Source organism: Pseudomonas sp. H1_D05 (assembly GCF_054682705.1).
Genome location: NZ_CP162825.1, coordinates 251,117 through 274,392, shown reverse-complemented (window position 1 = coordinate 274,392; position 23,276 = coordinate 251,117). Strand labels below are relative to the sequence as shown.

The window sequence follows — 23,276 nt, the reverse complement described above, 5'->3', positions numbered from 1 at the left end:
TTAGAGCTGATAGTGGGCCAGAAACATCTGCAGCGCCGATTCGGCGACACTGTTCTGCATATCGACATCGAGGGCGGCTCGGCCCATAGACATCTGCGGCCAGAAAGCGAAGGTCTTGAGCAAGCCTTGTACTTGCTGTGCGGCGAATTCCGGATCGACCGGTTTCAGTCGGCCGTCAGCCTGCGCGGCGCGAATCCACACGGTCAGACCTTCCTCGCGCTTGCCCATGCGCTCGACCATGTTCTGCGCGCGCTCCGGCGAGTGAATGGTGGCGGCAATTGCCACACGGGCCAGGGTCAGGAAATTCTCGTCAGCCATCAACTGCATTTTGGCCTGGAGCATCGGCCGTAATTGCTCGCGCAAGGGCTGATCGCGGTTATAGACGACGGATTGCTCTGCGCTGATTCGTGCCCACAACTGGTTGAGAATTTCGGCGAACAACTCTTCTTTGCTGGGGAAATGGTTGTACACCGTGCGCTTCGACACACCGGCGGTGGCCGCGATTTTGTCCATGCTGGTGATCTCGAAACCGTTGGCACGGAATTCGGTAATCGCCGCTTGAATAATGGCTTCGCGTTTACGGTCGGTGAGGCGTTGTGGAGCTGTCATAAGTACGCTTCGGCAGTGAAAGGGTGAAATTACACTTGGCAGTTTACTTGTCATCCGCTTTGATGCAACCTAGAAACTACACCGCCCAGTGTAATGTTGCGTTAATCCTCGCAACCTAAAAAACAGACAGTTCGGCCTATGCGTGCAGCTTTGGCCATTTATCGTCCCAACCGTGGAGAAACCGCGAATTGCGCGGTTTTTCTGGAGTCATTCAGTCATGGCCAATCCAGTTTTGATCCCGGATAACACATCCACGCCTGAAGCCTCTCGACAGGCTCAAGGCCTGTTTCGTAATCATGCGCCGGTGCAACGCGAAGGCCTGCGCAAAATGCTGCGGATCATGTGGAACATGATTTTCCACAAACCGCGCAACACCCGGCCCGCTGCGCCTATCCCGGTGCAAGCATTGACTCGGGAAGAGCTGCTGGCAGCGCCCAATCACAGCGTCTATCGCCTCGGTCACTCGACCTTGCTGCTGAAACTGCGCGACAAATTCTTCATCACCGACCCGGTCTTCGCCGAGCGCGCATCACCAGTGCAGTGGGCCGGGCCGAAACGCTTCCACCAGCCGCCGATCAGCATCGACCAGTTGCCGCCGATCGAAGCGGTGATTCTGTCGCACAACCACTACGACCACCTCGATTACCAGGCCGTGCTCAGACTGGCCGCCAAGACCAACCTGTTCCTCACGCCACTGGGCGTCGGCGACACCCTGATCAAATGGGGCATCGATGCCAGCAAAGTCCGTCAGTACGATTGGTGGCAGGGCGCCGAGATTGCCGGCATCCGCTTCGTTGCTACACCGTCGCAGCATTTTTCCGGCCGTGGCCTGTTCGATGGCAACAGCTCCCTGTGGGCATCCTGGGTAATGATCGACGGCGACACGCGGATCTTCTTCAGCGGCGACAGCGGCTACTTCGACGGCTTCAAACGCATCGGCGAACAGTTCGGCCCGTTCGACCTGACCCTGATGGAAACCGGCGCCTACAACGTCGAATGGCCACACGTGCACATGCAGCCGGAAGAAACCTTGCAAGCGCACATCGACCTCAAGGGTCGCTGGCTCTTCCCGATCCACAACGGCACCTTCGACCTGGCGATGCACGCCTGGCACGAACCGTTCGACCGGATTCTGGCACTGGCGTGGGAACGCAGTGTTTCAATTACCACGCCGCAGATGGGGGAGGCGTTCAATATCGCTCAACCGCAACGCGGGGAGGCGTGGTGGTTGGCGGTTGAAGGGGAGAGTGAGGGTGTGGTGCAGAGCGCTTGATCAGGTGAAGACGGTTCGCGCCTAAGGGGGCGAACCGGTTGCTCCAGAAACAAGCCCTGAAATCTTGATGTTGTAATCGGCCATCGTAGTAACGGGTACCTCCCGGAATTTTCCACGAAGGATTTGCTGGAGATTCTCCAGAGGTATTCCCAGTCTTTGTGCGGCTTCAGATTCGCTTATGTCGGTGGACGCGATAAGCGAGATCAATTTTGTGGCGTACTCGGACTTGATCAGCATCTCGCTTGCACGCTCAAGCTCTAAATCTTGATAAACATTGCCTGTGCTTTCTTCGATCTCGCTCATGTTTTTATCCTTACTCAGCCATCGCAAAATCCCCACGCCCCATCGCTTCCGACGAAACGCTCTGAAAACTCGCACTACGCCCCGGCGCAAACCCCGGAAAGAACACCAACCCCTGCGCCTCGAACCGGTAAGCCAACGCCAGTCGCGCCGTATCCGCTACATCCTGCTGCGCTTCAAAGCGTTGAATGTCTTCAACCGAAATCTCAGCCTCCCGCGATAGCTGTTCCACGCTCCAGCCCAGCATCGCTCGGGCCTGGACGCAGTGCGTCGGGGTAAACTGGAAAAGGGCAATGCGTTCGAGGATGTGGTTCATCGCAAGAGAGGCCATGGTGTGCTCCGGGCTCAAGAGTGCTGATTGAAAATGTACTGTGTTTTTGTACAGTTGTTTTCGGCCGGGATCAAACGCATTTTTTGATTTGCCCTAATTCGCCGCCTCCAACCAGACGGACGGTGCCTGCCCGAGGATCCGCCGGAACATCGTCGAGAACGCCGCCGGGCTCTCATAACCGAAGTCCAGCGCGATGCGCGTCACCGCTTCGCCCGAAGCCAAACGTGCCAGCGCCAGGACCACGCAGGCCTGCTGCCGCCATTGTCTGAAGCTCAGCCCGGTTTGTTGGCGAAACAGTCTGTTGAAGGTGCGCAAGCTTATGTGTAACTGGTCAGCCCATACCTGTGGTGATTGGTGGGCGTACGGCTGATGCAGAAAGTTCTGACACAGAGACAGGAGTTTTCCGTCAGGCGGCAGCGGAATGTGCAACGGCAGCGGCGCACTGCGCGTCAATTCGTGCAGCAACAGATCGATCAATACGCCATCTCGCCCGTTAAGGTCATAGACCTGCGGCACCTCCACCGCCTCCATCAGCAAATGCCGCATCAACGGCGACACACTGATCACCTGGCAACGTTCCCCCAAATCCACTGCACCCGGTTCGATGTACAAGCTGCGAGTGCTGACCCCAAGCATCAGCACCTCGTGCGCCACCCCCGGCGGAATCCACACCGCTCGCTGCGGCGGCACCACCCAGTTGCCGTCATGGGTGCTGACCTGCATCACCCCGGTCGCGCCGTACAACAATTGCGCCCGACGATGCGTGTGAAAAGGCAGCAAGTGACCGTGGGAATAATCCGTACCGATCGCCACCACCGCGCGCGGCGTGTCATCCAGCAGATTGATCGAAACATTGCGCATCAGGCGTTTCCCGGCGGTTGGCGTAAACGCAAACATTATTGGCTGACTTGCTGAAGCAGGCCAAGCGATGCCGCTCTATCGTCGACCGTTCTCCCACCACGGATGCCTCGACATGTTCTATTTATTACTGACTCTCTTCGGCTGCCTGACCGGCATCACCGCCGTCCTGTTCGGCTTCGGCGGCGGCTTCGTCGTGGTGCCGCTGCTGTATCGCCTGCTCACCGCCAGCCACGGCGCCGACGACCCGATCGGCCAATCGGCGATGCACATCGCTGTCGCCACCTCGACCTGCGTGATGATCGTCAACGCCCTGATCGCCACCGACAAACACCGTCGCGCCGGCAATCTCATCCGCCATTACCTGTGGCCGTTGGGTGGGTTCATCGGAGTGGGTGCGGTGGTGGGTGCAATAGCGGCGGTGTGGGTCAACGGCGAAGTGATTCGCTATGCGTTCATCGGTTACCTCGGCGTGACCATTGTCGACTGCCTGCTGCGACGTGGCTTTCTCACTCAGAACCCAGATGTCATCCCACGCCGACTTGGCGCTACGGAAACTTCCGCAGGTGGTGTAGGCATCGGCGCCATCGCGACGTTTCTCGGTGTAGGAGGAAGCGTCATGACCGTGCCGCTGTTGCGCCGCTGTGGACTGAGCATGTCGCAAGCGACGTCCATGGCCAATCCGTTGAGTGTGCCGGTGGCATTGGCCGGGACGCTGACGTACATGGCGTTAGCAGGGTTCAGTCAGGCTGACCTGGGCGCGTGGTTTGTCGGGTATGTGGATCTGCTCGCCTTTGCGGTGCTGACGGTTGGCTCACTCATCGGGATACGCTTGGCCGCGCCATGGATTGGGCGAATCCCGGATCGGGTGCATGCCAGGGTCTATATCGGGTTGCTGATTATTGTGCTGCTGTGCATTTCGCTTAAATGAATCATTGCCAGGTTACAGCGGAAGAAATCAAAATCGGTAATTGAGCGCCATACTCCAGCAACTACCAGAGAACCCGGATGTTGATCTTCAATTGCACCGAAGCCGCCAGTAAGTTTTTCAGCCGTGTTCACAAAGGCAAAGTGATCACTCCGGTGGACGCTAAACCCCCGACCGCAGTTATCGAAGATGATCAACCGGGCAGCTCCAACGAGCAGTGGCTCGTGCACGCAATCACCGTCCAACGCAAACACGTGTTGCTCGTCATCCATGTGCAAACCCGCTATTGCATGATCCTCGCCGATGCCAAAAAGGCCGATGCTGAAGGGTTTGTCGCAGGATTTGTCGAACGCTGGCGCGAAGGCTTGCTACGCGACGCGATCAACCATGATTTCATGCAATGGGCTGACGCGGGAATCCTGTCGGATCGTTTTGACGAAGCCTGCGCAGAACATCGTTTCTATCGTCGCAGCCATCGCGGTGCACAACAGCACATTGAGCAGATCGCCTGGTTTTTTCAGGACTGTGCCGCCGAGTGGGGTTGTTTACCGCAGGGCGAACGCGCGGCCATCGGGTTCGATGCGCAGATGAACAGTCGACTCAGAAACAGCAAAGGGCGCAAGGATTACTTCAGGCCAGATGAAGAAATGATCGCCCACTGGTTGCGCCAATATTGCGCTGTCGATGAGTCTGGCATTCAGGCTGCACTGGAGCGACGCAAACAGGCAGAGCGGAAGATCGAGGCGTTTCAGAGTGAACTGCAATAGCCTGAAAGTCACTGCGGGCCTCGCATCCCTGATTTGTTCTCTCCATAATCCCCCCGAATTTATCTGCGCCGGCCCTCAAGTGCCGGTGCGGCCTCCGCCTCTTTCAAGGAACGATCAATGCTCAAGGGACTGATGCGCCTGGCAACCTGCGCCGCTGTGCTGTTCTCTACGTTGTCCAGCGCGCATGCCGAAGATAACCGGCTGGTATTCACCGGTACGTTGGGCAAAATGCCGATCGTGTTCGAAGTCGACACCAGTGATCCGGAGCAAGTCACCGGTCGCTACTTCTATGAGAAATTTCACCGCGATCTAGAACTTAATGGCACCTATAAAAATGACGTCTTGCTGCTCACAGAGGGCAGCAATCGTATGGACCCGGACAAGCCATTACCGACCCTCAAACTGAAACCTATTGAGGCCGGCTGGAAGGGCGAATGGCAAAACGCTAAAGGCAAAAAACTGCCCGTGCTCGTTACCGATACGCCACTTCCCGAAGTTCCGGCGAATGCATTGCCCTACATCGCCAAGTTGCCCAAGAGCGAGCCCTACGAATATCTGCGGCTTCAGGGATTGAAACTCAAACCTGGTAAAAAGCAGGACTTCATGGGCTACTCCCTGCAATGGTGGGAAGAGCCTGATACCAAGATGTCCATGTTCAGCATCGAATCCGGGATGCCAAAAGAAGATCTGCAACGGGTTAACCAGCAATTGCTCGGGCGCTTGTGGGACGAGGCCATCAGTTACTACGGTTGCCAGTTGCGAGGTCGCGGTTACGCCGAATTCCTCCAGGATGTCACCCCGACATTTATCTCGCCCAGCGTCATCAGCCTGAACATCTCCACCAGCTACGACTGCGGCGGTGCGCACCCAGACTTCGGCGATTCACCGCTCAACATCGATGTGAAAACCGGCCATCCGTTGTCGCTCGAAGACGTGCTCTGGGTGGGCGAGGGTCAGCCAATCCTTCACGCTGATCGTTACAGAGGCGGTGACAAACCTCTGACCGAGACCGAAGACGCAGCGCGCTCAAAGTACCAAAGCGAAGTCTTCAAGCCGTGGCTGATCAAACAACTCACCGCGCTGTATCCGGATGAAATGAAGAAACCGGCAGGCGGAGATGAAGACAGTTGCGACTTCACCAATGAAGATAACTGGAGCTATTCCAACTGGCACTTCACCGAAAAAGGTTTGTACATCGGCGCGTATTTCGCCCGCGTCGAGCGAGCCTGCGATTCACCCGACTGGTCGATCCTGCCGTACTCGTTGATCAAACAACACCCCGGCGCCGTCAAACTGCAACTGCCCCAAGGCTAACCATCACTCCAGACCCGGCGCTTCGCGAATAATGAAGTGATCCAGGTTCTCGATATTGGCATTGAAGACCTCGAAAGGCTTTTCGGGGTTCTTCTTGCCGGGCACCTGCTTCAACTCCGGCGTCACCCCATAGAAGAAACAGAACAACGCCTTGTCGCTATCCACCGCGTGCTTGATCTCCTCCAGAAACGCCTTGCGCTTGCGGTAGTTGTCGATCAGCTTCTTGTTCAGATAAACACTGACCGGATACGGCTTCTTCTTACTGTCCTCGGGCTTCTTGAACCAGACCTTGTCCTCGAAATCGATACGAAAACTGGCACTGTGGAAGTCCTCGATCTTCTTGATCCGCCCCCAGTAAATCAGCCCCTTGTTGTCCGTCAGATACTCGATCTTCTTGAAGAACGAACTGTACGGCGCCGTATGCTCGCCGACCTTCAACGGCATCCGCTTGAGCAACTCCTTGTCCGCGAAGTTGGAAACAAAACACTCCACCGGATGCGCAAACACACTGGTCTTGTCCGGCGCCGACTCACGACCCGCCGACTCTTTACCACTCTCCGCCGCCACCCGCACCGGATCATCGCGCAACACATCCGCCGCCCCCGCTGGCGCGACAGGCTTGCGCACATACTCACGGCGGGTCAGCAACAACTCCGAAGGGAAGTGCTCCTCACGCCCGTCATCCACCTCGCCATCCGCCGTCTCAACGCCAGACGCTGAAGCCTTCAAACTCACATACGGACAACCCGCCACATGCTGCGTAGTGGGCAGATTCTTGAAGTGCGGCGTGCGCACGTAATTCACGTTCTTGGCGTTGAACGTACCCAACTCGTTGGAAGCCTCGAACGCCGAACGACAGGCATCGTTGGGGCACTGGAAGTGTTCCTTCGCAGAGTCAAACGCCACCGTCTCATCGAAATTGAGATCGCGAACATCATAGATCGACAACTTGTCGTCGAGGCTGAGGCAGTAGGCGAGATCGAATTTCATGGTGGGGCTCGGATCCTTGAGTGGGGGAGGGGTATTAATAGCGGGAGGCGGCGCGGGTTGCACTGATTGTTTTCAGGATGATGCGGGATTTGTGGGAGGCAGCCTGCTGGCGATTCTCGGCATCAGTCAGATTTCAATCCTCCCACCGCCATCGCAGGCCACACATCACCCTGTGGCGAGGGAGCTTGCTCCCGCTGGGGTGCGGAGCAGCCCCATGCATTTTGAGGCACAAAAAAACCGCTGCGTGATAACTCAAGCAGCGGACTCTGAAACCATTAGCCTCCACGCAACAATCGCGAAGCCCTACGCCACCAGGATTCCTGCCGATTGAACGGATCCTCCGCCAACAAACAAGGCATGTCCCGCAAACGAATCCACGGCTCGTCCTGCCAGTGCAACGTACTCAGCGACATATGCGGCCAGCTCAAAACACTCAACGTCGGACGCTCAACCGAGCGCGCCGGACGAGCATCACGCAGAGCAGGTATAACCTGATGCGTCAGCCATTCACGAAGCTGCCGATGCTCAGGACAGTAGTGATAGATCAGCAGTGCATACACACCGGACTCACTCACCATCATGTGGTCCTCAGCCTCGCTATAAGTCTCCACGCGCATCATCTGCTGCTGATCAGCGTCGAGTTTACGCAATTGGCGCTCATCAAGATGTTTGCCCATCAACCGGCCCAGCTCATGGACACAGAACCACGCTTGATTCTCCACCAGAAGGGCATGCAGGTGTGTTTTGTTGCGGGTAAATCGAGTCGGTAGCAGTGGTTCAGACATGGCGGGCCTCCGGGTCGGAAGCGACGAGGGCGTTCTACGGGTACAGCGATTCACCTTCATCATGAAGGTTGGATAGTCAGGCATTTCCATTTACCTCTGGCTGCTTTCTTAGGGCATTCGTTAGGGTGTCGGGAGCTAAGAAACCCACCAGAGACGGGCCGGACATATTCCCCTTTCGGGTCTTGTATTCGCCCACTCCCGACATAACGGGATTTTTCGCAGACGTAGAGAAACCGCAGACGAAAAAAAGCCGCATGACTGTCGGGTGCGGAGGACCGCTCTGGTTTGTAGAGTTTCTTAGGCTCGGAGCTGAGGGTAGGGGCATCAGGGATGGTCGTCAACCAGCGACTTTTCCTACTGGTCCTGAGGCGAAAGGAAACCTGGACAAAGATGCGGAGTAAATTATGCTGTGTTTATATCCAGTGTTTGATCGCCATCGAATCCCGCAGCTCCCACATCCGTGTAGCCATGACTCATCTCACGGAATCCAGGAAATTTCATTTACTTTGAAGTTTTGCGGGCTAGAATGGTGACCATTCGTCACAGCTTTGACCCAGAGGAATTTCGGGCTCATGAATCTTTTTGAAACACCGTCTTTTGAATCCTTGAGCGAAAGAACCTCGGGTTCGTACGAGCCTGATACACATCCCGTGACTGACCTAGCGCTGCTGCACAAGCTCTTGGAGATCTACGACCAAGGGCAACTGGCCGAAATTCTCAACGACGTAAGCCCGAGCCACTGGTGCCGCGAAACTATCAATCGCTGGATCAAGGGAAAGGCCTCGCCGAAGCTCTCCCATATTGAGTTCACTCGTCTCAAGGATCTGCTACCTAAGCGCTTGAACCACAAACCTTCATTCACCTTTATCGATCTCTTTGCCGGCATTGGCGGCATCAGGAAAGGGTTTGAAGCCATCGGTGGCGAGTGCCTGTTCACGTCCGAATGGAACAAGTACGCGGTCAAGACCTACAAGGCCAACCACTTCTGCGATCCGGTTCGTCACCGCTTCAATCTCGACATCCGCTCGGTCACGCTTTCGGACAAGCCCGAAATCAGCGACGAAGAAGCGTACACGAACATTGATCGCGAAATTCCTGATCACGACGTCCTGTTGGCAGGTTTCCCATGCCAGCCGTTCTCGCTTGCAGGTGTTTCCAAGAAGAACTCTCTGGGGCGTAAGCACGGTTTCGAATGTGAGACCCAAGGCACCCTGTTCTTCGACGTAGCGCGGATTATTGCCGCGAAACGCCCGGCTGCATTCTTGCTTGAAAACGTAAAAAACCTGAAAAGCCATGACAAGGGCAATACGTTCCGGATCATCTGCGAAGCGTTGGATGAACTGGGCTACGAGGTTGCAGATGTAAATGCGCCAAAGGGATCAGATCCCAAGGTCATAGATGCTAAGCACTTTGTGCCGCAGCATCGTGAGCGAATCGTGCTGGTCGGCTTTCGCCGTGATCTCAATGTTCACCAAGGATTCACTCTGCGCGATATCAGCAAGCACATACCGAAGCAGCGACCTAGCTTCGGTGATCTGCTTGATAAGGATGTGGATGAAAAATACATCCTCACGCCTAAGCTTTGGGATTATCTCTATCGCTACGCTGCCAAGCATCGCGAGAAGGGCAACGGTTTTGGCTTTGGTTTGACCGGGCCAAACGACGTGGCCCGTACCCTGTCGGCGAGATATCACAAAGACGGTTCGGAAATCCTGGTCGACCGTGGGTTTGTGGAAACCTTGGACTTCAATGGCGAACTAAATCAGCTTCATCGTCCGCGCAGACTGACTCCCCATGAGTGCTCGCGCCTCATGGGATTCGACAAGCCAGGCGAGAGCAAATTTGTAATTCCTGTTTCCGATACCCAAGCATATCGTCAATTCGGTAACTCAGTAGCGGTGCCGGTTTTTGAAGCCGTTGCTCGTCTGATGAGGGAGCGTATTTTGGCGGCGAGGGAAAAAACAGGTGATGCAGAGAGACCACAGCTTGAGTTTGCGTTACCTGACTGAGGGGAAGTGATGAGTTCCAACCTTAGAATCGGCGCAGAGGCGCGCCAGCACTGCTAGAGACATTAGAAAGCTAAAATCCAACCAAGGAATTGAGCTAATGATGACATTTGGGGGTGAGTTTTGGTTGATGTCGTGGATGTAGCTACACGCTCCAGAATGATGTCGGGCATTCAAGATAAAAATACGCAGCCAGAGATTTTAATCCGTAAAGCATTGCATTCGCGTGGTTTTCGCTTTCGTTTGCACGTTAAACACCTTCCCGGTAAACCTGATCTGGTTTTACCGAAATACAAAGCAGCGGTATTTGTACACGGCTGCTTTTGGCATGGACACACCTGTCGATATTTCAAAATTCCCCAGACACGACCTCATTTTTGGCTAGAGAAAATAGGTAAAAATCAGATCAGAGACAGATCTCAGGAAGTCGCCCTAATGGGTAGAGGGTGGAGGGTGCTCGTCGTTTGGGAGTGCGCGGTTAGGTCAATGAAGAGAGAGAAAACTCTTTTATTGATTGACCTAATAGAGGAGTGGCTGATAAACGGTAATGAATATTCACAGATAGACGAAAACGTATGTTCAGCGACCGCATTAGCGATTACTTCGAAGGTGTAGCTGCCAAATATTTGAGCGCTGTGGATGCAGATCCCGGACGTTCTCATCAGCACGAAATCGGTGGTCTCCCTGCCGCAGGATTCAAGCATTATCTAGGCACTCCAGCTAAGAGTGAGGAGTACCGATTTAGGGCTAAACAGATTTATTTCACTGATGAGTCTGTTGCGCCGGATATCAGCGAGGGTATGGTTACTTGGTATGATTGTCGTCGAAAACAACCTCATAGAAGTGCTGAATTTCGGCTCTATTACAATACGAGCGCGGTAACTGAGTTGCTTCAAGAGGGAGATTTTCTTCTTTTGGCAAAAATGCGTGATGGTTCATTATTGATGATTTTCACGCCAGCAGGTAGCACGATTGAAAGCCAGCTACGGCTCCTGTTCGGATTAAATTATGTAGACGAAAGTTTTACCGCAGGTACGTTGGACTCAGTGCAATTGCTCTTGCCGTTACGACTAATGTTGGAAGACTTGGGGATTGAAGTCAGTCGAATCGAAACGGGCGATGATATTTGGCTTGAAAAGCTTGTTGGTTTATTTGGTGGAAATGCTTTTCCAGCAACCTCCGCATTTTCAGCATATGCACGAAAATCAATTGAGGATATGGTTGCTCCTATTAGTAATCCTGATCAAACCATCCTTGACTGGATGGAGCATGAAGAAAAGCTTTTTCGTATTTATGAGCGGCATTTGGTTCAAGAGCGCCTTCGTAGTGGATTCGGAAAGAAAGGTGATGATGTAGATGAGTTCATCAGTTTTTCTTTGAGCGTGCAAAATCGTCGTAAATCGAGGGTAGGCCACGCATTTGAAGGGCATTTGGACGAAATCTTCCGGTTGCACGGTTTACGCTTCCAACAGGGACGAGGTAAAGGTTTAACGACTGAAAATAACTCTAGGCCTGATTTTATTTTCCCCGGATTCGCTGAATACCATGATTTTGAGTTTCCAGCTGAGAAGCTATTTATGCTGGGAGCAAAGACGACGTGTAAAGATCGTTGGCGCCAAGTTTTGAGTGAGGCTCACAGGATTCCCCACAAGCACTTGGTTACGATGGAGGCAGCTATTAGCGAAAGTCAGACGTTGGAAATGCAATCTCATGGTTTGCAACTTGTAGTACCAGAAAAAATACAGGCGACCTATTCGGGCTCTCAGAGAAGTTGGTTGATGGCACTCGAGAGCTTTATCACCCTGACGAAAGGTCTTGGGTAACCGTACTTCCATTAACCTATTTAGGTCGCCACCCAAATCCGCCAGATGGTATCCATCAATTCGATCGGCGCCCAATTTTTTGCCCCCAACCTTGCCAATTTCCCCTTGTTTACGGTGAGATCGAGTGAGAGACTGGCCAAAATAAAGGTGTCACTTTGCCAGCAAAGGAAGGCCGCGAATGTTGGAGTTGCAAGGGGAGGGGGATAGCCGGCTGAGTTCTACCCCGGCAGTTTTATGGACCACCGAGCAAAATGAAGTCATCAGTGCTGGTGTCGAAAAACGATTGCTAGTCGATGCGGGCCCTGGCACCGGCAAGACGGCTACAGCTTGTGCGAGGATTGCTTGGCTAATCAATTCCGGCGGCCTTGAGGCTTCGGAAATCTGGCTCGTCAGCTTCACTCGCACCGCAGTACGTGAGTTACGAGATAGAATTGCCTCATACCTGATAGATCCGGGAGCCATCTCCAGCTTACGGATTGCGACAATCGACACTCATGCGTGGGCGATTAACTCAGGTTTTGATGCGACAGCATCACTCAGCGGTAGCTTTGATGACAATATTCAGAGTGTTATAGAACTCATCAAGAATCACGAAGGTGTGTTTGAATATTTGGGCTCGGTGCGTCATCTTATTGTAGATGAAGCGCAAGACGTCGTAGGTCTACGTTGCGAATTATTGCTTGAACTTATTCATGCTCTACCGCAGATGTCTGGAGTAACTGTTTTTTCAGATGAGGCGCAGTCGATTTACGGGTTTGCTGAGGAAAGTTCGACCGGCTCGGTAGAAGGTAGCTTGCCTGAGCGAATCAATGAATACATGCCTGATTTCAAATGCTTCGAGCTCACGGAAATTCACCGCACTAACGATCCAATACTTCTCGATATTTTCCATAGAGGAAGGGCTCTTGTACGTGATCTTAGTTGTACCGGTGCTTTTCGTCTGGGCGGCGTTAAGGATCTTGTTAGTTCGATAAATCATGAGTCAGTAGGGCTTTATAGAGAAGATATCCGCAAACTACCTGAAGGGCGAGATGACACTTTTCTGCTCTTTCGCCGACGAGGTGAAGTGCTTGATGCATCTGGTTACCTCTCGCCCCTTCCTCATCGCTTGCGGATGTCTGGATTGCCGATTTCAATCCATAGCTGGATTGCTGTTCTTTTTTGGGATTGGACGCAGCCTGAAATGGATAAGGAATGCTTTGAAAAACTATGGCGTGAACGATTGCCTCTGAACGGATCCGAGGATAGTGGCAAAGCGTGGTCGACCTTGGTTCAAGCATTTGGGCGATCAGAAGGTCGTATTTCTGTAACCCGAATGATCGTGCGACTAGCTAGCGCTTCACCGCCGTATGAGTTCACGACACCAGAGTTTGGCTTCAAAGGTCCTGTAATCGGAACTATTCATGGGGCAAAAGGGCGAGAGGCAGACGAGGTGAGGCTTTATATTGCTCCACAGTCTGTTGATGGAACTGAAGATGAGAAATTGGGCGAGGAAGCTAGAATTCTTTTCGTTGGTGCTACGAGGGCGAAATCGAAACTTCGTGTCGGTCAAGCAGCCTCTAAAGCCATTTCTCGACGGCTTAATTCATCTGGACGTGCATATACGCCCTATCCATTCGCCAGGGGCAAAAAGTGTGCACGTGCTGCTGTAGAGCTTGGACGAATCAAAGATATTGATGCGGCAGGCCTTGTCGGGATTTCTTTATTCGACACGCAGGCCGAAGCATTAGCCGCTCAGGCGCAAGTGCTGGGGTTATACGGCGACATGACAGTAGCGCAGGCTAAATCATCTAATGGTAAGACGGGCTGGCGGTTCCGTTTAGTCAAGGATGGCACTGATGACACCATTTGCTTTCTAGGTACCGGTTTAACTCGTGATCTCCTTGATGTCGCAAAGAAAGTTAATGAGCTCGTACACCTTGGCAAGCTACGAGGGCCAAGTGTATTGAATCACCTCAAGATTTTTGGCGTGCGAACAATGGTGCTCGCACCTGACGACCCTGCGCGAGAGTTTTTGCATTCGCCTTGGCGAGACTCCGGAATCATCGCAGTGCCGATGGTAGTGGGGTATCCCTTCGCTTTCTTCCGTTAAGGAGATTAGGAATGAATCCTTTAGAGGTTAGAGGAACAATCATTAAACGTCTTAATGAGGACCTTGTTGGTCCTCATAGTGAAAGTGATGTGCTTGAGGGGGTGCGAGTTCGTCCCTCAGATGTTTATTTGACAGGAATTCTTTGGCCGTTCGGCGACAGGATGCACGCAGCTGATGACGACGGTAGTGAAGCTGATGATGATGCCGATGATAGTCCTTCAACTTCTTCGCTTGTTGGACAGCAGCGACCCTGCAGTATGGGCATTTCCTTTTGCGTCCAGCAGCTTGTAGGTGACAGTCCAATCGATCTTTCCATTCGTTTCGCCACCTACTCTCATGAGTTGCTGCCTATCGAACAGGGACAGCCAGCCAAAACTCGCTGGACTCGAAAGCCGTTCTGCATTGAATTCAAAGGGTTCGTGCTGCCAGTAAATGGCCAGCGCGTGCAGCTACTAAAAGCAGAAGGCCTTTCTGTAAAAGTGGAAATACACGTTCGAACGCGATCAAGTCAGAGCGGTCGGCTCGTAACTATCACCCTGATCAACAGAAGTCCCGTATCTGAAGGTGACCGCAACGATGCGGAGAGTTTGATGCTCTTCCAAACCCAGCTTCATATCGAACCGACTTCCACTACGCTCATAGTGCCACGCCCTGCTAGACCCTCGGCGAACGACGAAGATGAAGAAGTCGGGAGGCTGCTATACCGTAATGAGCCAGAGTTTGCGACTGGACACCAATGTTCTGCTTCTTGGCAAGCAGCAGCAGGAATCGCTTCATCTATTGCAACTGAATGGATACCCAGTGTCGCTGTGACAGCATTCAGAGAGGATGGGGACGATGTTTTTCTGCCTTTGGTGAAAGCGGGCGCCTTCGATGCGCAGTCTCTCGCTACTTTGGATGAGGCTGAGGTTTTACGTCGTCTAATGTTACTTCCTGCTGCCTATGGCGATTGGATAATACAAAGAGAGTCCGAGATTGAAACGTTGCCCGATGAGCTTCAACCGGTCGCGAGGCGCAATCTATTAACTTGTCGGCACGTGCAAGAACGTATTACAGCAGGCGTAAAGGCGATGGACGGCAACAGACGCCTACTTCAGTCTTTCCAGCTTGCTAATGCCGCCATGGCTCTCCAGCACACATGGAAGGATTCAAAAAAGGCGCGACCTCTCTGCTGGAGACCCTTCCAGCTTGGTTTTGTTCTGCTAGCCGCTGAGTCTACCTGTTCGGGAGAGGCCCTTGATCGGGAGATTCTTGATCTGTTGTGGTTTCCTACAGGCGGCGGCAAAACGGAAGCATACCTGGCATTGATTGCAATGCTGGCTTTCCACCGAAGGTCGGGTCATGAAACTCCTGATAATGGGGCCGGAAATGCAGCTGTAATGCGATACACGCTTCGATTGCTAACAGCACAACAGTTCGAACGGGCGACTGCCCTCATTCTCGCGTGCGAGCTAGTACGCCGCGGGATGGCGCCAAACAAGCTGTTCACAGGTAAAGTGGGTAATCTCCCATTTTCTATTGGTCTCTGGGTCGGCGGTGACGCAACGCCAAACACATTTGCTGATGCCATGGCAAACCAAGGCAATAAAGGGGGGGCGACGGCTGAGCAGATCGACGAGTGTCCGTGTTGCCAAGGCAAGGTACGCTGGTACTACGATAAGTTGCTGGAGTCTGTCACACCATACTGTGAGAGTGTTACCTGCCTTTTAGGTTGCAACTTTGGTCATTGGCCTGTGTTTACCGTAGATAGTGATATCTATCGCGAGCGGCCGACGTTGCTGGTGGGTACCATAGACAAGTTCGCGCTTCTCACTACCAAGGAGGACGTTGGTAAGCTATTCGGGTTCGGCACGGATCAATCGACAGACCTTATAATTCAGGACGAGCTTCATCTCATTTCAGGCCCACTTGGGACTATTGCGGGCGTCTATGAAACAGCGTTTGACTGGCTTCTGCGCAAGAATGATAGGCGTCCTAAAATTATTGGCTCTACCGCGACTATTCGCAGAGCGTCAGAGCAGGTAAGGGCCTTGTTTGATCGGCAAAGTTGCCAGTTCCCCCCACCAGGGTTGGACTACGATGACTCCGGTTTCGCGGTGCGGGATCGGGAAAAAGCACCTAGAGTATATCTGGGAGTAACAACCGCGGGCCGATCAGCAAAATTTGCACTTCAAGCAACAGCAGGTTCATTGCTTCAATCCGCGGGAAGCAATATTGGCATTTCTGATGCAGAGCGCGACGGCTACTCCACTCTTCTTGCATATTTTAACTCGCTGCGTGAGCTTGGTGGTGCAATCGTGCAGATGCTCGATGACGTACCCGACTCAATTCAATTGTATTCAGGGCGGAGAGGTGAAACTCAACGTAAAGCCTCTCCCCCTCGTGAGCTGACCTCTCGAGTAACTCAGAAAGAAATCATCGAGATACTGAGTGAGCTGAAGATCGAGGCGGGAAAATTAGGCTCTGTGGACGTGGTAATGGCTACGAATATGGTGAGCGTTGGTGTCGATGTCTCTCGTTTAGGGATGATGTTGATGAATGGTCAGCCAAAGACTCGTTCTGAGTATATTCAGGCAACCAGTCGCGTTGGGAGGAATGTGTTTCCAGGTTTGGTCATTGCGGTATTGAACTCCGCAAAGCCGAGGGATCGCTCGCACTATGAAACATTTTATGGATGGCATGCATCTCTTTATCGAGATGTCGAAGCGACAAGTGTCACACCCTTTGCTTCTAGGGCGCGAGATCGAGCTTTGCATGCTGCGCTTGTCGCCATGATTCGACATGGTGCTGTTTGTATGATTAAGCGACCAGACCTCAGTCGTGCTCCGGACGACCTTCTTGCATCAGTAGTCGAGGAGATTGAGAGACGGGTTGAGTCAATAGACAGCAGAGAAAAAACAGCTTGTTCTATTGAGATAGACGAAAGGTTGCGCGACTGGGAGGCGCGAGCTCCTCTGTCATATAACAACGCTCACCAACCTAGCAAATCATTACTTATTTCGGCAGATCTTAATGCTCAAAGAAGAGCTAGTGGGCGTTTGCCAACAGTTGCTTGGCCGACAATGAATAATATGAGAAGCGTCGAGGCGACTACTCGCTTTCGGATGGCAGAAGTGCTTACTTCCGGTTCAAGCGAGCGACTACGTGAGACCGAGAAAAACCCGAATGACAGCTCAAGTGTGACGCCGGCTCCAAGATGGAGAAAGAACAATGACTGATAATATGGTTGGAGATCTACGTCGTAGTGCCGTCGTGATGACCTATGCGCCGGGCTCAGTAGTTGATATGCGTGCTGAGAAGGCCCCCGTATCTGGCGTCAGTGCGGGTCTCGAGGAGTGGGACAAAAAAGCGCCGCTTATAGGCAATTTGAAGTATCAGAAGATTATCGAGAGAAGACTTTGTAAAAAGCTTGGGAAAAAATACTTCCGGTTACCACCCGTACTCGACAAGGATGCCAAACTGGCAAACGGAATGCCCGACCCCGCGTCACTTGTAATTCGTCGATTCCCGGAATGGCTTCAGTGCCCGCAGTGCGAGTTTCTTAGGCCTGCTTCGAAATGGAGCAAAGAGCCGGGTAAGGCTTATCGTTACTGTGCGAGTTGCTCTGCTGGCCGGGCAGGTGGTGAAAAAATTTTTGCCATTCCAGTCCGTTTTGTAGCTGCTTGCACATCAGGCCACCTCGAAGAGTTTCCGTGGAATTGGTGGGTGAGCCATAAATCTGGCTGTGTGGCCCGAGACAAGCTAAAGCTATCATCCACGGGGCCCGGTCTTGCGGGCCTTATGTTGGCGTGCCCGGAATGCAAACAGATACGATCGCTTGATGGCGCCTTTGGAAAGCGCGCACTTTCGGGACTAATGTGCAAGGGTGGCCGACCATGGCTGCGGAGCAACGATCCGTTATGTCTGTGCAGCGGAGAAAGCGGTACATTCCGGGCTATGCAGCGCGGAGCTTCCAACCTTTATTACCCCGTAATGGAGTCGGCGTTGGACATACCGCCGTGGACGCGCACACTAGAGCGCATTCTCGGTGATTACTGGGATACCTTGCTGGACATCATCGACTATGAAGGAAGAGTTGATTACATTAAAAAATCGCAGCATCTTAGTAGGGTAATAGAGCGAGAGAAAATAGCTGCAGAGGAGTTGGCGCGCAAGTTTGATGAAATGTCCGAAAACTCAAAAAACTTGCGTACGGACAACTTGCTCGTCGACGAATATATGGTGTTTTCGGGTTCCATGGAGGAGAACGATCAGGAGTTCGAGTTACACAGAGAGTCGGTTCCCGAGGTGTTGAAACCATACATCGCGAAGGTCATGCGTGTTGCTAGACTTCGAGAGGTTCGCGTGGTTCGTGGATTCACTAGAATAAACGCTCCATTTGACCCTAACGGGGGGCAGGTTGCCCCTATTTCCAACGGAATGATGGACTGGTTGCCGGCAATAGAAGTTCGCGGGGAAGGTATTTTTATCCAGTTTAACTTGGATGAGTTGGAAAAGTGGGAGGTGCGGAAGCAAGTAACTGATCGGGTTGCACCGGCAAATGCTTCGTGGCACGCGGACTGGCATAATCGCGGGACAAACGAGCCGATACCTTTCGATGCGTCTCCGCGTTTGTTAATGGTTCATGCATTTGCTCATGCGCTAATACGCCAGCTTACCGTAGAGTGTGGCTACTCCACCGCTTCCCTCCGAGAGCGGCTTTATGTCAGCGAAGGATCCAGCAGTATGGCGGGACTGTTGATCTATACCGCCACTTCTGATTCCGACGGTACTCTTGGCGGGCTTCAACGGCGTGCAGGTGCTGATTTGTTGGAATCTACAGTTATTGGTGCATTACGGTCGTCCCAATGGTGCTCTTCGGACCCACTTTGTATCGCGGGCGAGATAGGCTCAACTGAAACTCACTCAATTGCATCATGTCACGCTTGTATGCTTCTCCCGGAGACCTCCTGTGAGCATCACAATCGATTTCTTGATCGCGCGTTGCTGACGGGATCTGAGGGAGATGATTCCGTTGGATTTTTTGCGGCACTATTACCTTGAGGAAATTTTATGGCTGTAATGTGGCCAAGAGTACTGCCTGAGTGGGTTATGCAGGATCCCCGACGTTCGGCTGAGCGTGAGGTTTATTGCCAGTTACAACTCGTGTTAAATGAAGACTGGACTGTTTATTATTCGCGACCTTGGTGGGGGATCACCCCGAGGGGAGGGGAAATTGATGGTGAGGCAGATTTTGTTGTTGTGCATCCTGGCCTAGGTGTTTTGTTCATTGAGGTCAAAGGAGGGGGCATTGAATATGACTCGAAAAGCGACACTTGGTTTTCAACCGACCGAAATGGTGTGCGTCACCGAATAAAGGATCCTATTCAGCAGGCTATGTCTTCAAAACACAGACTTCTTGATAAATTCAAGAGTGCTAAAGGATGGCCAAATCATCGTGTAAGGCTCAGGCATGGTGTAATTTTTCCGCACTGTGAATCAAAAACGGGTGGACAGATAGGTCCGTACGAACGCCAGTTGATCTGCTGTGCTACAGAATTTCGCGACTCCCTCGCAATCTGGATCAATACTCGGCTTACGTCATACGTCTCGGAGGGTCGTGACATAGAATCGGGTCCCGGGCTCGTAGGCGTTAAAGCAATTGATTCAGCAATTGCAGCACCGGTGAGGCTCTCGGTTCCTCTACATCGTCAGCTTCAGTCAGAGATATCCCAACAAGATGAGTTGCTGACTGGCGCGCAGCTTTCGGCTGTCCATTCTATTGAAGCTTTTCCGCGTACTGTTGTTGAGGGCGGAGCTGGCACCGGAAAAACCGTGATCGCCTGTGAGTTGGCTATTCGATACGCACAAGCGGGAAGAGCCGTTTTGCTTTGTTGTATGAGCGAAGCTTTAGCAAGAACACTAAAGCAACGAGTCGGTTTCTACGATGGGCTAGATGTTTTAACGCTCGCTGAATTGGAGAGAGTTGCTGGTAGGGAGGGAGGTCAAAAGTGGAGCGCTGTGATTGTCGATGAAGGGCAAGATGTTGGTTGGGAGTTATGGGACTGCATTGAAGCTTGTCTTGAGCCAAAGAGTGGAGTTCTGCGTGTCCTTTTTGATTCTAACCAAGCGGTCTATAGAGCACGAGATGACCTCGAAACTCGATTGCAAGCTACTTGTTTTCCTCTCCGGCTCAATCTGCGTAATACTCAGTCGATTGCTACGGTAACGGAGAAGCTTTATCGCGGTCCATTGATTGGTTGCGCCGGCCCCTTTGGCCAGCCTGTTTCAATTTTGGAAGTCCAACCCACAGCCTCAAATGACGAGGTTGCCCGAATCGTTGTAACTCTAATTAAGAATGAGCACGTTCTTCCTGCTGATATAGCTGTACTTACGCCCGACGAAAAGATAACTAAAACTTTAAGATCAACGCTGATGACAGCTCGGACTAAAGTGTGTGATGCGATGTCGCGCGATCCTGGTTGTGTGGTTGTTGACACAATTGCTCGTTTCAAGGGGCTTGAGGCGGCTGTGGTGGTTTTAGTTGTAAACCGAGTTGCCGCTGCCAGCAATGAACTTAGCTATGTAGGGGTGTCCAGAGCGCGTGTGCTTTTGTTTGTTGTCGGATCATTTGCTGGAACCCTACTTGCCAAGGCAATGAAGGGAGGTCTACCGACCGAGGCAGCAGAGTAAACGCAAAACAAAGGCTTAATTTGTTTCCTGCTATTGATTTTAGTGGTTTGGCGTGTTGCGCGAGCAAATTACGAAGGACACACCCTTGAGCATAGTTTGTGGTCTCTGCTAATAGGTGGCGCGCATCTTCTAAAAAAAAGCCCTGAATATGCCAGGGCTTTTTGGTTTTGCGATTTGTCTATTCAGGGCAATCAATCCCAGCTCAACGCCCCACCAGTCTGATACTCAATCACACGAGTCTCAAAGAAATTCTTCTCTTTCTTCAAGTCCATAATCTCGCTCATCCAAGGGAACGGGTTAGTCGTCCCTGGATACTCTTCCTTCAAACCAATCTGGCTCAAACGACGGTTAGCGATGAACTTCAGGTAGTCCTCCATCATCGCCGCGTTCATGCCCAGTACGCCGCGAGGCATGGTGTCACGCGCGTATTCAATCTCCAGCTGCGTACCCTGCAGAATCATCTGGGTCGCTTCTTCTTTCATCTCGGCATCCCACAAGTGTGGGTTTTCGATTTTGATCTGGTTGATCACGTCGATGCCGAAGTTCAGGTGCATGGATTCGTCGCGCAGGATGTATTGGAACTGCTCGGCGACGCCGGTCATTTTGTTGCGGCGGCCCATGGAGAGGATCTGGGTGAAGCCGCAGTAGAAGAAGATGCCTTCCAGAACGCAGTAGTAGGCGATCAGGTTGCGCAGCAACTCTTTGTCGGTTTCGACGGTGCCGGTTTCGAACTTCGGATCGGAGATCGAACGGGTGTATTTCAGGCCCCAGGTGGCTTTTTTCGCGACCGATGGGATCTCGTGGTACATGTTGAAGATCTCGCCTTCATCCATGGCCAGCGATTCGATGCAGTACTGGTAGGCGTGGGTGTGGATCGCCTCTTCGAAGGCCTGGCGCAGGATGTACTGGCGGCATTCCGGGTTGGTGATCAGGCGGTACACGGCCAGGACCAGGTTGTTGGCAACCAGGGAGTCGGCGGTGGAGAAGAAGCCGAGGTTGCGCATGACGATGCGACGCTCGTCGTCGGTCAGGCCTTCCGGGTTTTTCCAGAGGGCGATGTCGGCGGTCATGTTGACTTCTTGCGGCATCCAGTGGTTTGCGCAACCGTCCAGGTACTTCTGCCAGGCCCAGTCGTACTTGAATGGCACGAGTTGGTTGAGGTCGGCGCGGCAGTTGATCATGCGCTTTTCGTCAACGGCGACACGGGCGGAGGCGCCTTCGAGTTCGGCGAGGCCTTCGGCAACGTCGAGGGAGTTCAGTGCAGCCTTGGCGCGGGCGACAGCGGCCGAGTCGTCGGCGGTCACGGCGCGGGCTTCCAGCGCGGCGGCGCCGCCGGCGTTGTCCAGGCGGTCCATGTTGGCTTCGCTAGCGTGGCCGGCGTTGGCGCCTTTCACTGCTGCTACTTCACTGTCTTCTTTGTCGAATTCGTCCCAGCTCAGCATGACGTGTCGTCTCCTGCGTGAGGGCCTGTGCCCGTGTGAAACCTGATTGGTTGGTTTTTCACACGGTCGTACAGACCGCGTTGGATGTCGTTTTTTGCAGCGATGCACGCAGGCAAATAAACAGAAATTTTGACGGGTTCCGAGAGCCTCTGATGGGCGCAATCAGCGTTGAACGCTGCTGCGGGGCTTCAGAATGGCTTTTGCTCCCTGTAAGGGAATATTGCTGACCCGTATGGGGCGGCATTATAGGGAAAAAAACACGGCTGTGCTGAGGCGAATCCGCGCATGGAGCGGTCGAGGAGGGCGGATATTCGATGAGAGTGAGGGTTTACAGGGCTTTGCCGGGGATAGATTTTTTTTCGTAAAAATCTCGCCATTGTGAATTTGCTCAAAAAACGAACAAAAAAAGCCGATTTTTACTACATCTAGTGTTTTGCAAGCATTTTTGCCGGCTTCAAACACAACTGAGCCCGACCGAAGTCGGGCTGGAATCGACCCTCAATGAAGCGCTGAGAGATCCAATTCGGTGCAGTCTCGAATCATCAATTGGTGCAGCCGTTGCCCATGATGCTGTAGCGCAGGATGTGACGCTGACCTTTGGAGTCGTCGTATTCCATTTTGGCTGGAACCACTTCGCAGACATTCGGAACTTCGCTCATGGAAACAACTTTGGCGATGTCCAGGTGAGTCGAGTAAGTGTATTCCTCAACAACCGGTTGTTGCTGCGCGACATCAGTCGGGACCTCATCTGCCATGGCGGTTGCGCACAGACTGCTGAGGGCCAGAACCAATAAAGCTTTCATTTCAGATTTACCTTTTTGAGGTCGAGTGGGGTCACGCAACCTTTTTAGGGTTGCGTGTGGAACTTCATCGTTTGCAGTTATTACTTGAGAGCTGGATTAACGGCCTTCGTGGGGGCTGTATCGTTGTTAATCGCGTTTGCCTTGTTGGCGAGGTGGATTTTAGGGAGATGGGGCGGGGGTAAACAGAGCGGGTTTTGATAAACACCTTTGGCAGATTTGGTAACAATCCCTTGAGATGGGGATTGATAACCGGGTGTTTTGTCTGTGGGACCGAGTTGTCTGA

The 23,276-nt window shown here is 52.8% G+C and carries 19 protein-coding genes; 11 read left to right on the top strand and 8 right to left on the bottom strand.

Annotated elements, in window-relative coordinates:
- A complete protein-coding gene (locus tag AB4O11_RS01280) occupies window positions 1-609 on the bottom strand; it encodes a TetR/AcrR family transcriptional regulator (protein ID WP_257355950.1) in 609 nt (202 codons plus the stop codon).
- A gap of 217 nt (window positions 610-826) precedes the next feature.
- Between AB4O11_RS01280 and AB4O11_RS01275 the strand changes: the two genes are divergently transcribed.
- A complete protein-coding gene (locus AB4O11_RS01275) occupies window positions 827-1,882 on the top strand; it encodes an MBL fold metallo-hydrolase (protein WP_460129886.1) in 1,056 nt (351 codons plus the stop codon).
- Between the two features lie 21 nt (window positions 1,883-1,903).
- On the opposite strand, the gene AB4O11_RS01270 is transcribed toward AB4O11_RS01275, so the two are convergent.
- The 3 genes from AB4O11_RS01270 to AB4O11_RS01260 all read right to left on the bottom strand — a co-directional run bounded on the left by AB4O11_RS01270 (window position 1,904) and on the right by AB4O11_RS01260 (window position 3,374).
- Window positions 1,904-2,185: a helix-turn-helix domain-containing protein gene (locus AB4O11_RS01270; RefSeq protein WP_257355949.1), complete on the bottom strand. Its 282-nt coding sequence runs from the start codon at window positions 2,183-2,185 to the stop codon at window positions 1,904-1,906.
- Between the two features lie 10 nt (window positions 2,186-2,195).
- A complete protein-coding gene (locus tag AB4O11_RS01265) occupies window positions 2,196-2,513 on the bottom strand; it encodes a helix-turn-helix domain-containing protein (RefSeq protein WP_460129885.1) in 318 nt (105 codons plus the stop codon).
- A gap of 93 nt (window positions 2,514-2,606) precedes the next feature.
- A complete protein-coding gene (locus tag AB4O11_RS01260; RefSeq protein WP_460129883.1) occupies window positions 2,607-3,374 on the bottom strand; it encodes an AraC family transcriptional regulator in 768 nt (255 codons plus the stop codon).
- A 112-nt stretch (window positions 3,375-3,486) separates the two neighbouring features.
- Between AB4O11_RS01260 and AB4O11_RS01255 the strand changes: the two genes are divergently transcribed.
- The 3 genes from AB4O11_RS01255 (at window position 3,487) to AB4O11_RS01245 (ending at window position 6,380) form a co-directional block, all read left to right on the top strand.
- Window positions 3,487-4,302: a sulfite exporter TauE/SafE family protein gene (locus AB4O11_RS01255; RefSeq protein ID WP_460129881.1), complete on the top strand. Its 816-nt coding sequence runs from the start codon at window positions 3,487-3,489 to the stop codon at window positions 4,300-4,302.
- 77 nt (window positions 4,303-4,379) lie between these two features.
- Window positions 4,380-5,066, top strand: a complete 687-nt coding sequence (locus tag AB4O11_RS01250; protein WP_460091966.1) for a DUF6933 domain-containing protein — start codon at window positions 4,380-4,382, stop codon at window positions 5,064-5,066.
- Between the two features lie 117 nt (window positions 5,067-5,183).
- Complete coding sequence (locus AB4O11_RS01245) at window positions 5,184-6,380, top strand: hypothetical protein (protein WP_460129879.1); 1,197 nt, start codon at window positions 5,184-5,186, stop codon at window positions 6,378-6,380.
- A gap of 3 nt (window positions 6,381-6,383) precedes the next feature.
- On the opposite strand, the gene AB4O11_RS01240 is transcribed toward AB4O11_RS01245, so the two are convergent.
- Window positions 6,384-7,370 carry a hypothetical protein gene (locus tag AB4O11_RS01240; protein WP_460096660.1) on the bottom strand — a complete coding sequence of 329 codons (987 nt, stop codon included), beginning with the start codon at window positions 7,368-7,370 and terminating at the stop codon, window positions 6,384-6,386.
- Window positions 7,371-7,645: 275 nt separating this feature from the next.
- Complete coding sequence (locus tag AB4O11_RS01235; RefSeq protein WP_460129877.1) at window positions 7,646-8,155, bottom strand: BRO-N domain-containing protein; 510 nt, start codon at window positions 8,153-8,155, stop codon at window positions 7,646-7,648.
- Window positions 8,156-8,727: 572 nt separating this feature from the next.
- Between AB4O11_RS01235 and dcm the strand changes: the two genes are divergently transcribed.
- The 7 genes from dcm (at window position 8,728) to AB4O11_RS01200 (ending at window position 20,748) form a co-directional block, all read left to right on the top strand.
- A complete protein-coding gene (gene dcm, locus AB4O11_RS01230) occupies window positions 8,728-10,164 on the top strand; it encodes a DNA (cytosine-5-)-methyltransferase (RefSeq protein ID WP_460129875.1) in 1,437 nt (478 codons plus the stop codon).
- 156 nt (window positions 10,165-10,320) lie between these two features.
- Entirely contained in the window at window positions 10,321-10,776 is a 456-nt protein-coding gene (locus AB4O11_RS01225) for a very short patch repair endonuclease (protein ID WP_460131025.1), read from the top strand.
- Window positions 10,737-11,984, top strand: a complete 1,248-nt coding sequence (locus AB4O11_RS01220; protein ID WP_460129873.1) for a type II restriction endonuclease — start codon at window positions 10,737-10,739, stop codon at window positions 11,982-11,984. The genes AB4O11_RS01225 and AB4O11_RS01220 overlap by 40 nt, the downstream gene beginning before the upstream one ends.
- 178 nt (window positions 11,985-12,162) lie before the next feature.
- Complete coding sequence (locus tag AB4O11_RS01215; protein ID WP_460129871.1) at window positions 12,163-14,076, top strand: UvrD-helicase domain-containing protein; 1,914 nt, start codon at window positions 12,163-12,165, stop codon at window positions 14,074-14,076.
- 11 nt (window positions 14,077-14,087) lie between these two features.
- Window positions 14,088-17,294: a helicase-related protein gene (locus AB4O11_RS01210; protein WP_460129869.1), complete on the top strand. Its 3,207-nt coding sequence runs from the start codon at window positions 14,088-14,090 to the stop codon at window positions 17,292-17,294.
- Window positions 17,287-19,119, top strand: coding sequence for a DrmB family protein (gene drmB / locus AB4O11_RS01205; protein WP_460129867.1), 1,833 nt, complete (start codon window positions 17,287-17,289; stop codon window positions 19,117-19,119). The genes AB4O11_RS01210 and drmB overlap by 8 nt, the downstream gene beginning before the upstream one ends.
- Window positions 19,120-19,128: 9 nt before the next feature.
- The gene (locus tag AB4O11_RS01200) at window positions 19,129-20,748 is read left to right on the top strand and encodes a nuclease-related domain-containing DEAD/DEAH box helicase (RefSeq protein ID WP_460129865.1); all 1,620 of its coding nucleotides are present in this window, start codon (window positions 19,129-19,131) and stop codon (window positions 20,746-20,748) included.
- A gap of 191 nt (window positions 20,749-20,939) precedes the next feature.
- On the opposite strand, the gene AB4O11_RS01195 is transcribed toward AB4O11_RS01200, so the two are convergent.
- Both AB4O11_RS01195 and AB4O11_RS01190 read right to left on the bottom strand, forming a co-directional pair.
- The gene (locus AB4O11_RS01195; RefSeq protein WP_093430406.1) at window positions 20,940-22,190 is read right to left on the bottom strand and encodes a ribonucleotide-diphosphate reductase subunit beta; all 1,251 of its coding nucleotides are present in this window, start codon (window positions 22,188-22,190) and stop codon (window positions 20,940-20,942) included.
- 542 nt (window positions 22,191-22,732) lie between these two features.
- Window positions 22,733-22,993: a DUF2790 domain-containing protein gene (locus tag AB4O11_RS01190; protein ID WP_093430405.1), complete on the bottom strand. Its 261-nt coding sequence runs from the start codon at window positions 22,991-22,993 to the stop codon at window positions 22,733-22,735.
- Between the last annotated feature and the right edge of the window lie 283 nt (window positions 22,994-23,276).

Coding starts and splice junctions, on each gene's coding strand:
- AB4O11_RS01280 (WP_257355950.1), bottom strand. CDS start 609: ATGACAGCTCCACAACGCCTCACCGACCGTAAACGCGAAGCCATTATT.
- AB4O11_RS01275 (WP_460129886.1), top strand. CDS start 827: ATGGCCAATCCAGTTTTGATCCCGGATAACACATCCACGCCTGAAGCC.
- AB4O11_RS01270 (WP_257355949.1), bottom strand. CDS start 2,185: ATGAGCGAGATCGAAGAAAGCACAGGCAATGTTTATCAAGATTTAGAG.
- AB4O11_RS01265 (WP_460129885.1), bottom strand. CDS start 2,513: ATGGCCTCTCTTGCGATGAACCACATCCTCGAACGCATTGCCCTTTTC.
- AB4O11_RS01260 (WP_460129883.1), bottom strand. CDS start 3,374: ATGCGCAATGTTTCGATCAATCTGCTGGATGACACGCCGCGCGCGGTG.
- AB4O11_RS01255 (WP_460129881.1), top strand. CDS start 3,487: ATGTTCTATTTATTACTGACTCTCTTCGGCTGCCTGACCGGCATCACC.
- AB4O11_RS01250 (WP_460091966.1), top strand. CDS start 4,380: ATGTTGATCTTCAATTGCACCGAAGCCGCCAGTAAGTTTTTCAGCCGT.
- AB4O11_RS01245 (WP_460129879.1), top strand. CDS start 5,184: ATGCTCAAGGGACTGATGCGCCTGGCAACCTGCGCCGCTGTGCTGTTC.
- AB4O11_RS01240 (WP_460096660.1), bottom strand. CDS start 7,370: ATGAAATTCGATCTCGCCTACTGCCTCAGCCTCGACGACAAGTTGTCG.
- AB4O11_RS01235 (WP_460129877.1), bottom strand. CDS start 8,155: ATGTCTGAACCACTGCTACCGACTCGATTTACCCGCAACAAAACACAC.
- dcm (WP_460129875.1), top strand. CDS start 8,728: ATGAATCTTTTTGAAACACCGTCTTTTGAATCCTTGAGCGAAAGAACC.
- AB4O11_RS01225 (WP_460131025.1), top strand. CDS start 10,321: ATGATGTCGGGCATTCAAGATAAAAATACGCAGCCAGAGATTTTAATC.
- AB4O11_RS01220 (WP_460129873.1), top strand. CDS start 10,737: ATGTTCAGCGACCGCATTAGCGATTACTTCGAAGGTGTAGCTGCCAAA.
- AB4O11_RS01215 (WP_460129871.1), top strand. CDS start 12,163: ATGTTGGAGTTGCAAGGGGAGGGGGATAGCCGGCTGAGTTCTACCCCG.
- AB4O11_RS01210 (WP_460129869.1), top strand. CDS start 14,088: ATGAATCCTTTAGAGGTTAGAGGAACAATCATTAAACGTCTTAATGAG.
- drmB (WP_460129867.1), top strand. CDS start 17,287: ATGACTGATAATATGGTTGGAGATCTACGTCGTAGTGCCGTCGTGATG.
- AB4O11_RS01200 (WP_460129865.1), top strand. CDS start 19,129: ATGGCTGTAATGTGGCCAAGAGTACTGCCTGAGTGGGTTATGCAGGAT.
- AB4O11_RS01195 (WP_093430406.1), bottom strand. CDS start 22,190: ATGCTGAGCTGGGACGAATTCGACAAAGAAGACAGTGAAGTAGCAGCA.
- AB4O11_RS01190 (WP_093430405.1), bottom strand. CDS start 22,993: ATGAAAGCTTTATTGGTTCTGGCCCTCAGCAGTCTGTGCGCAACCGCC.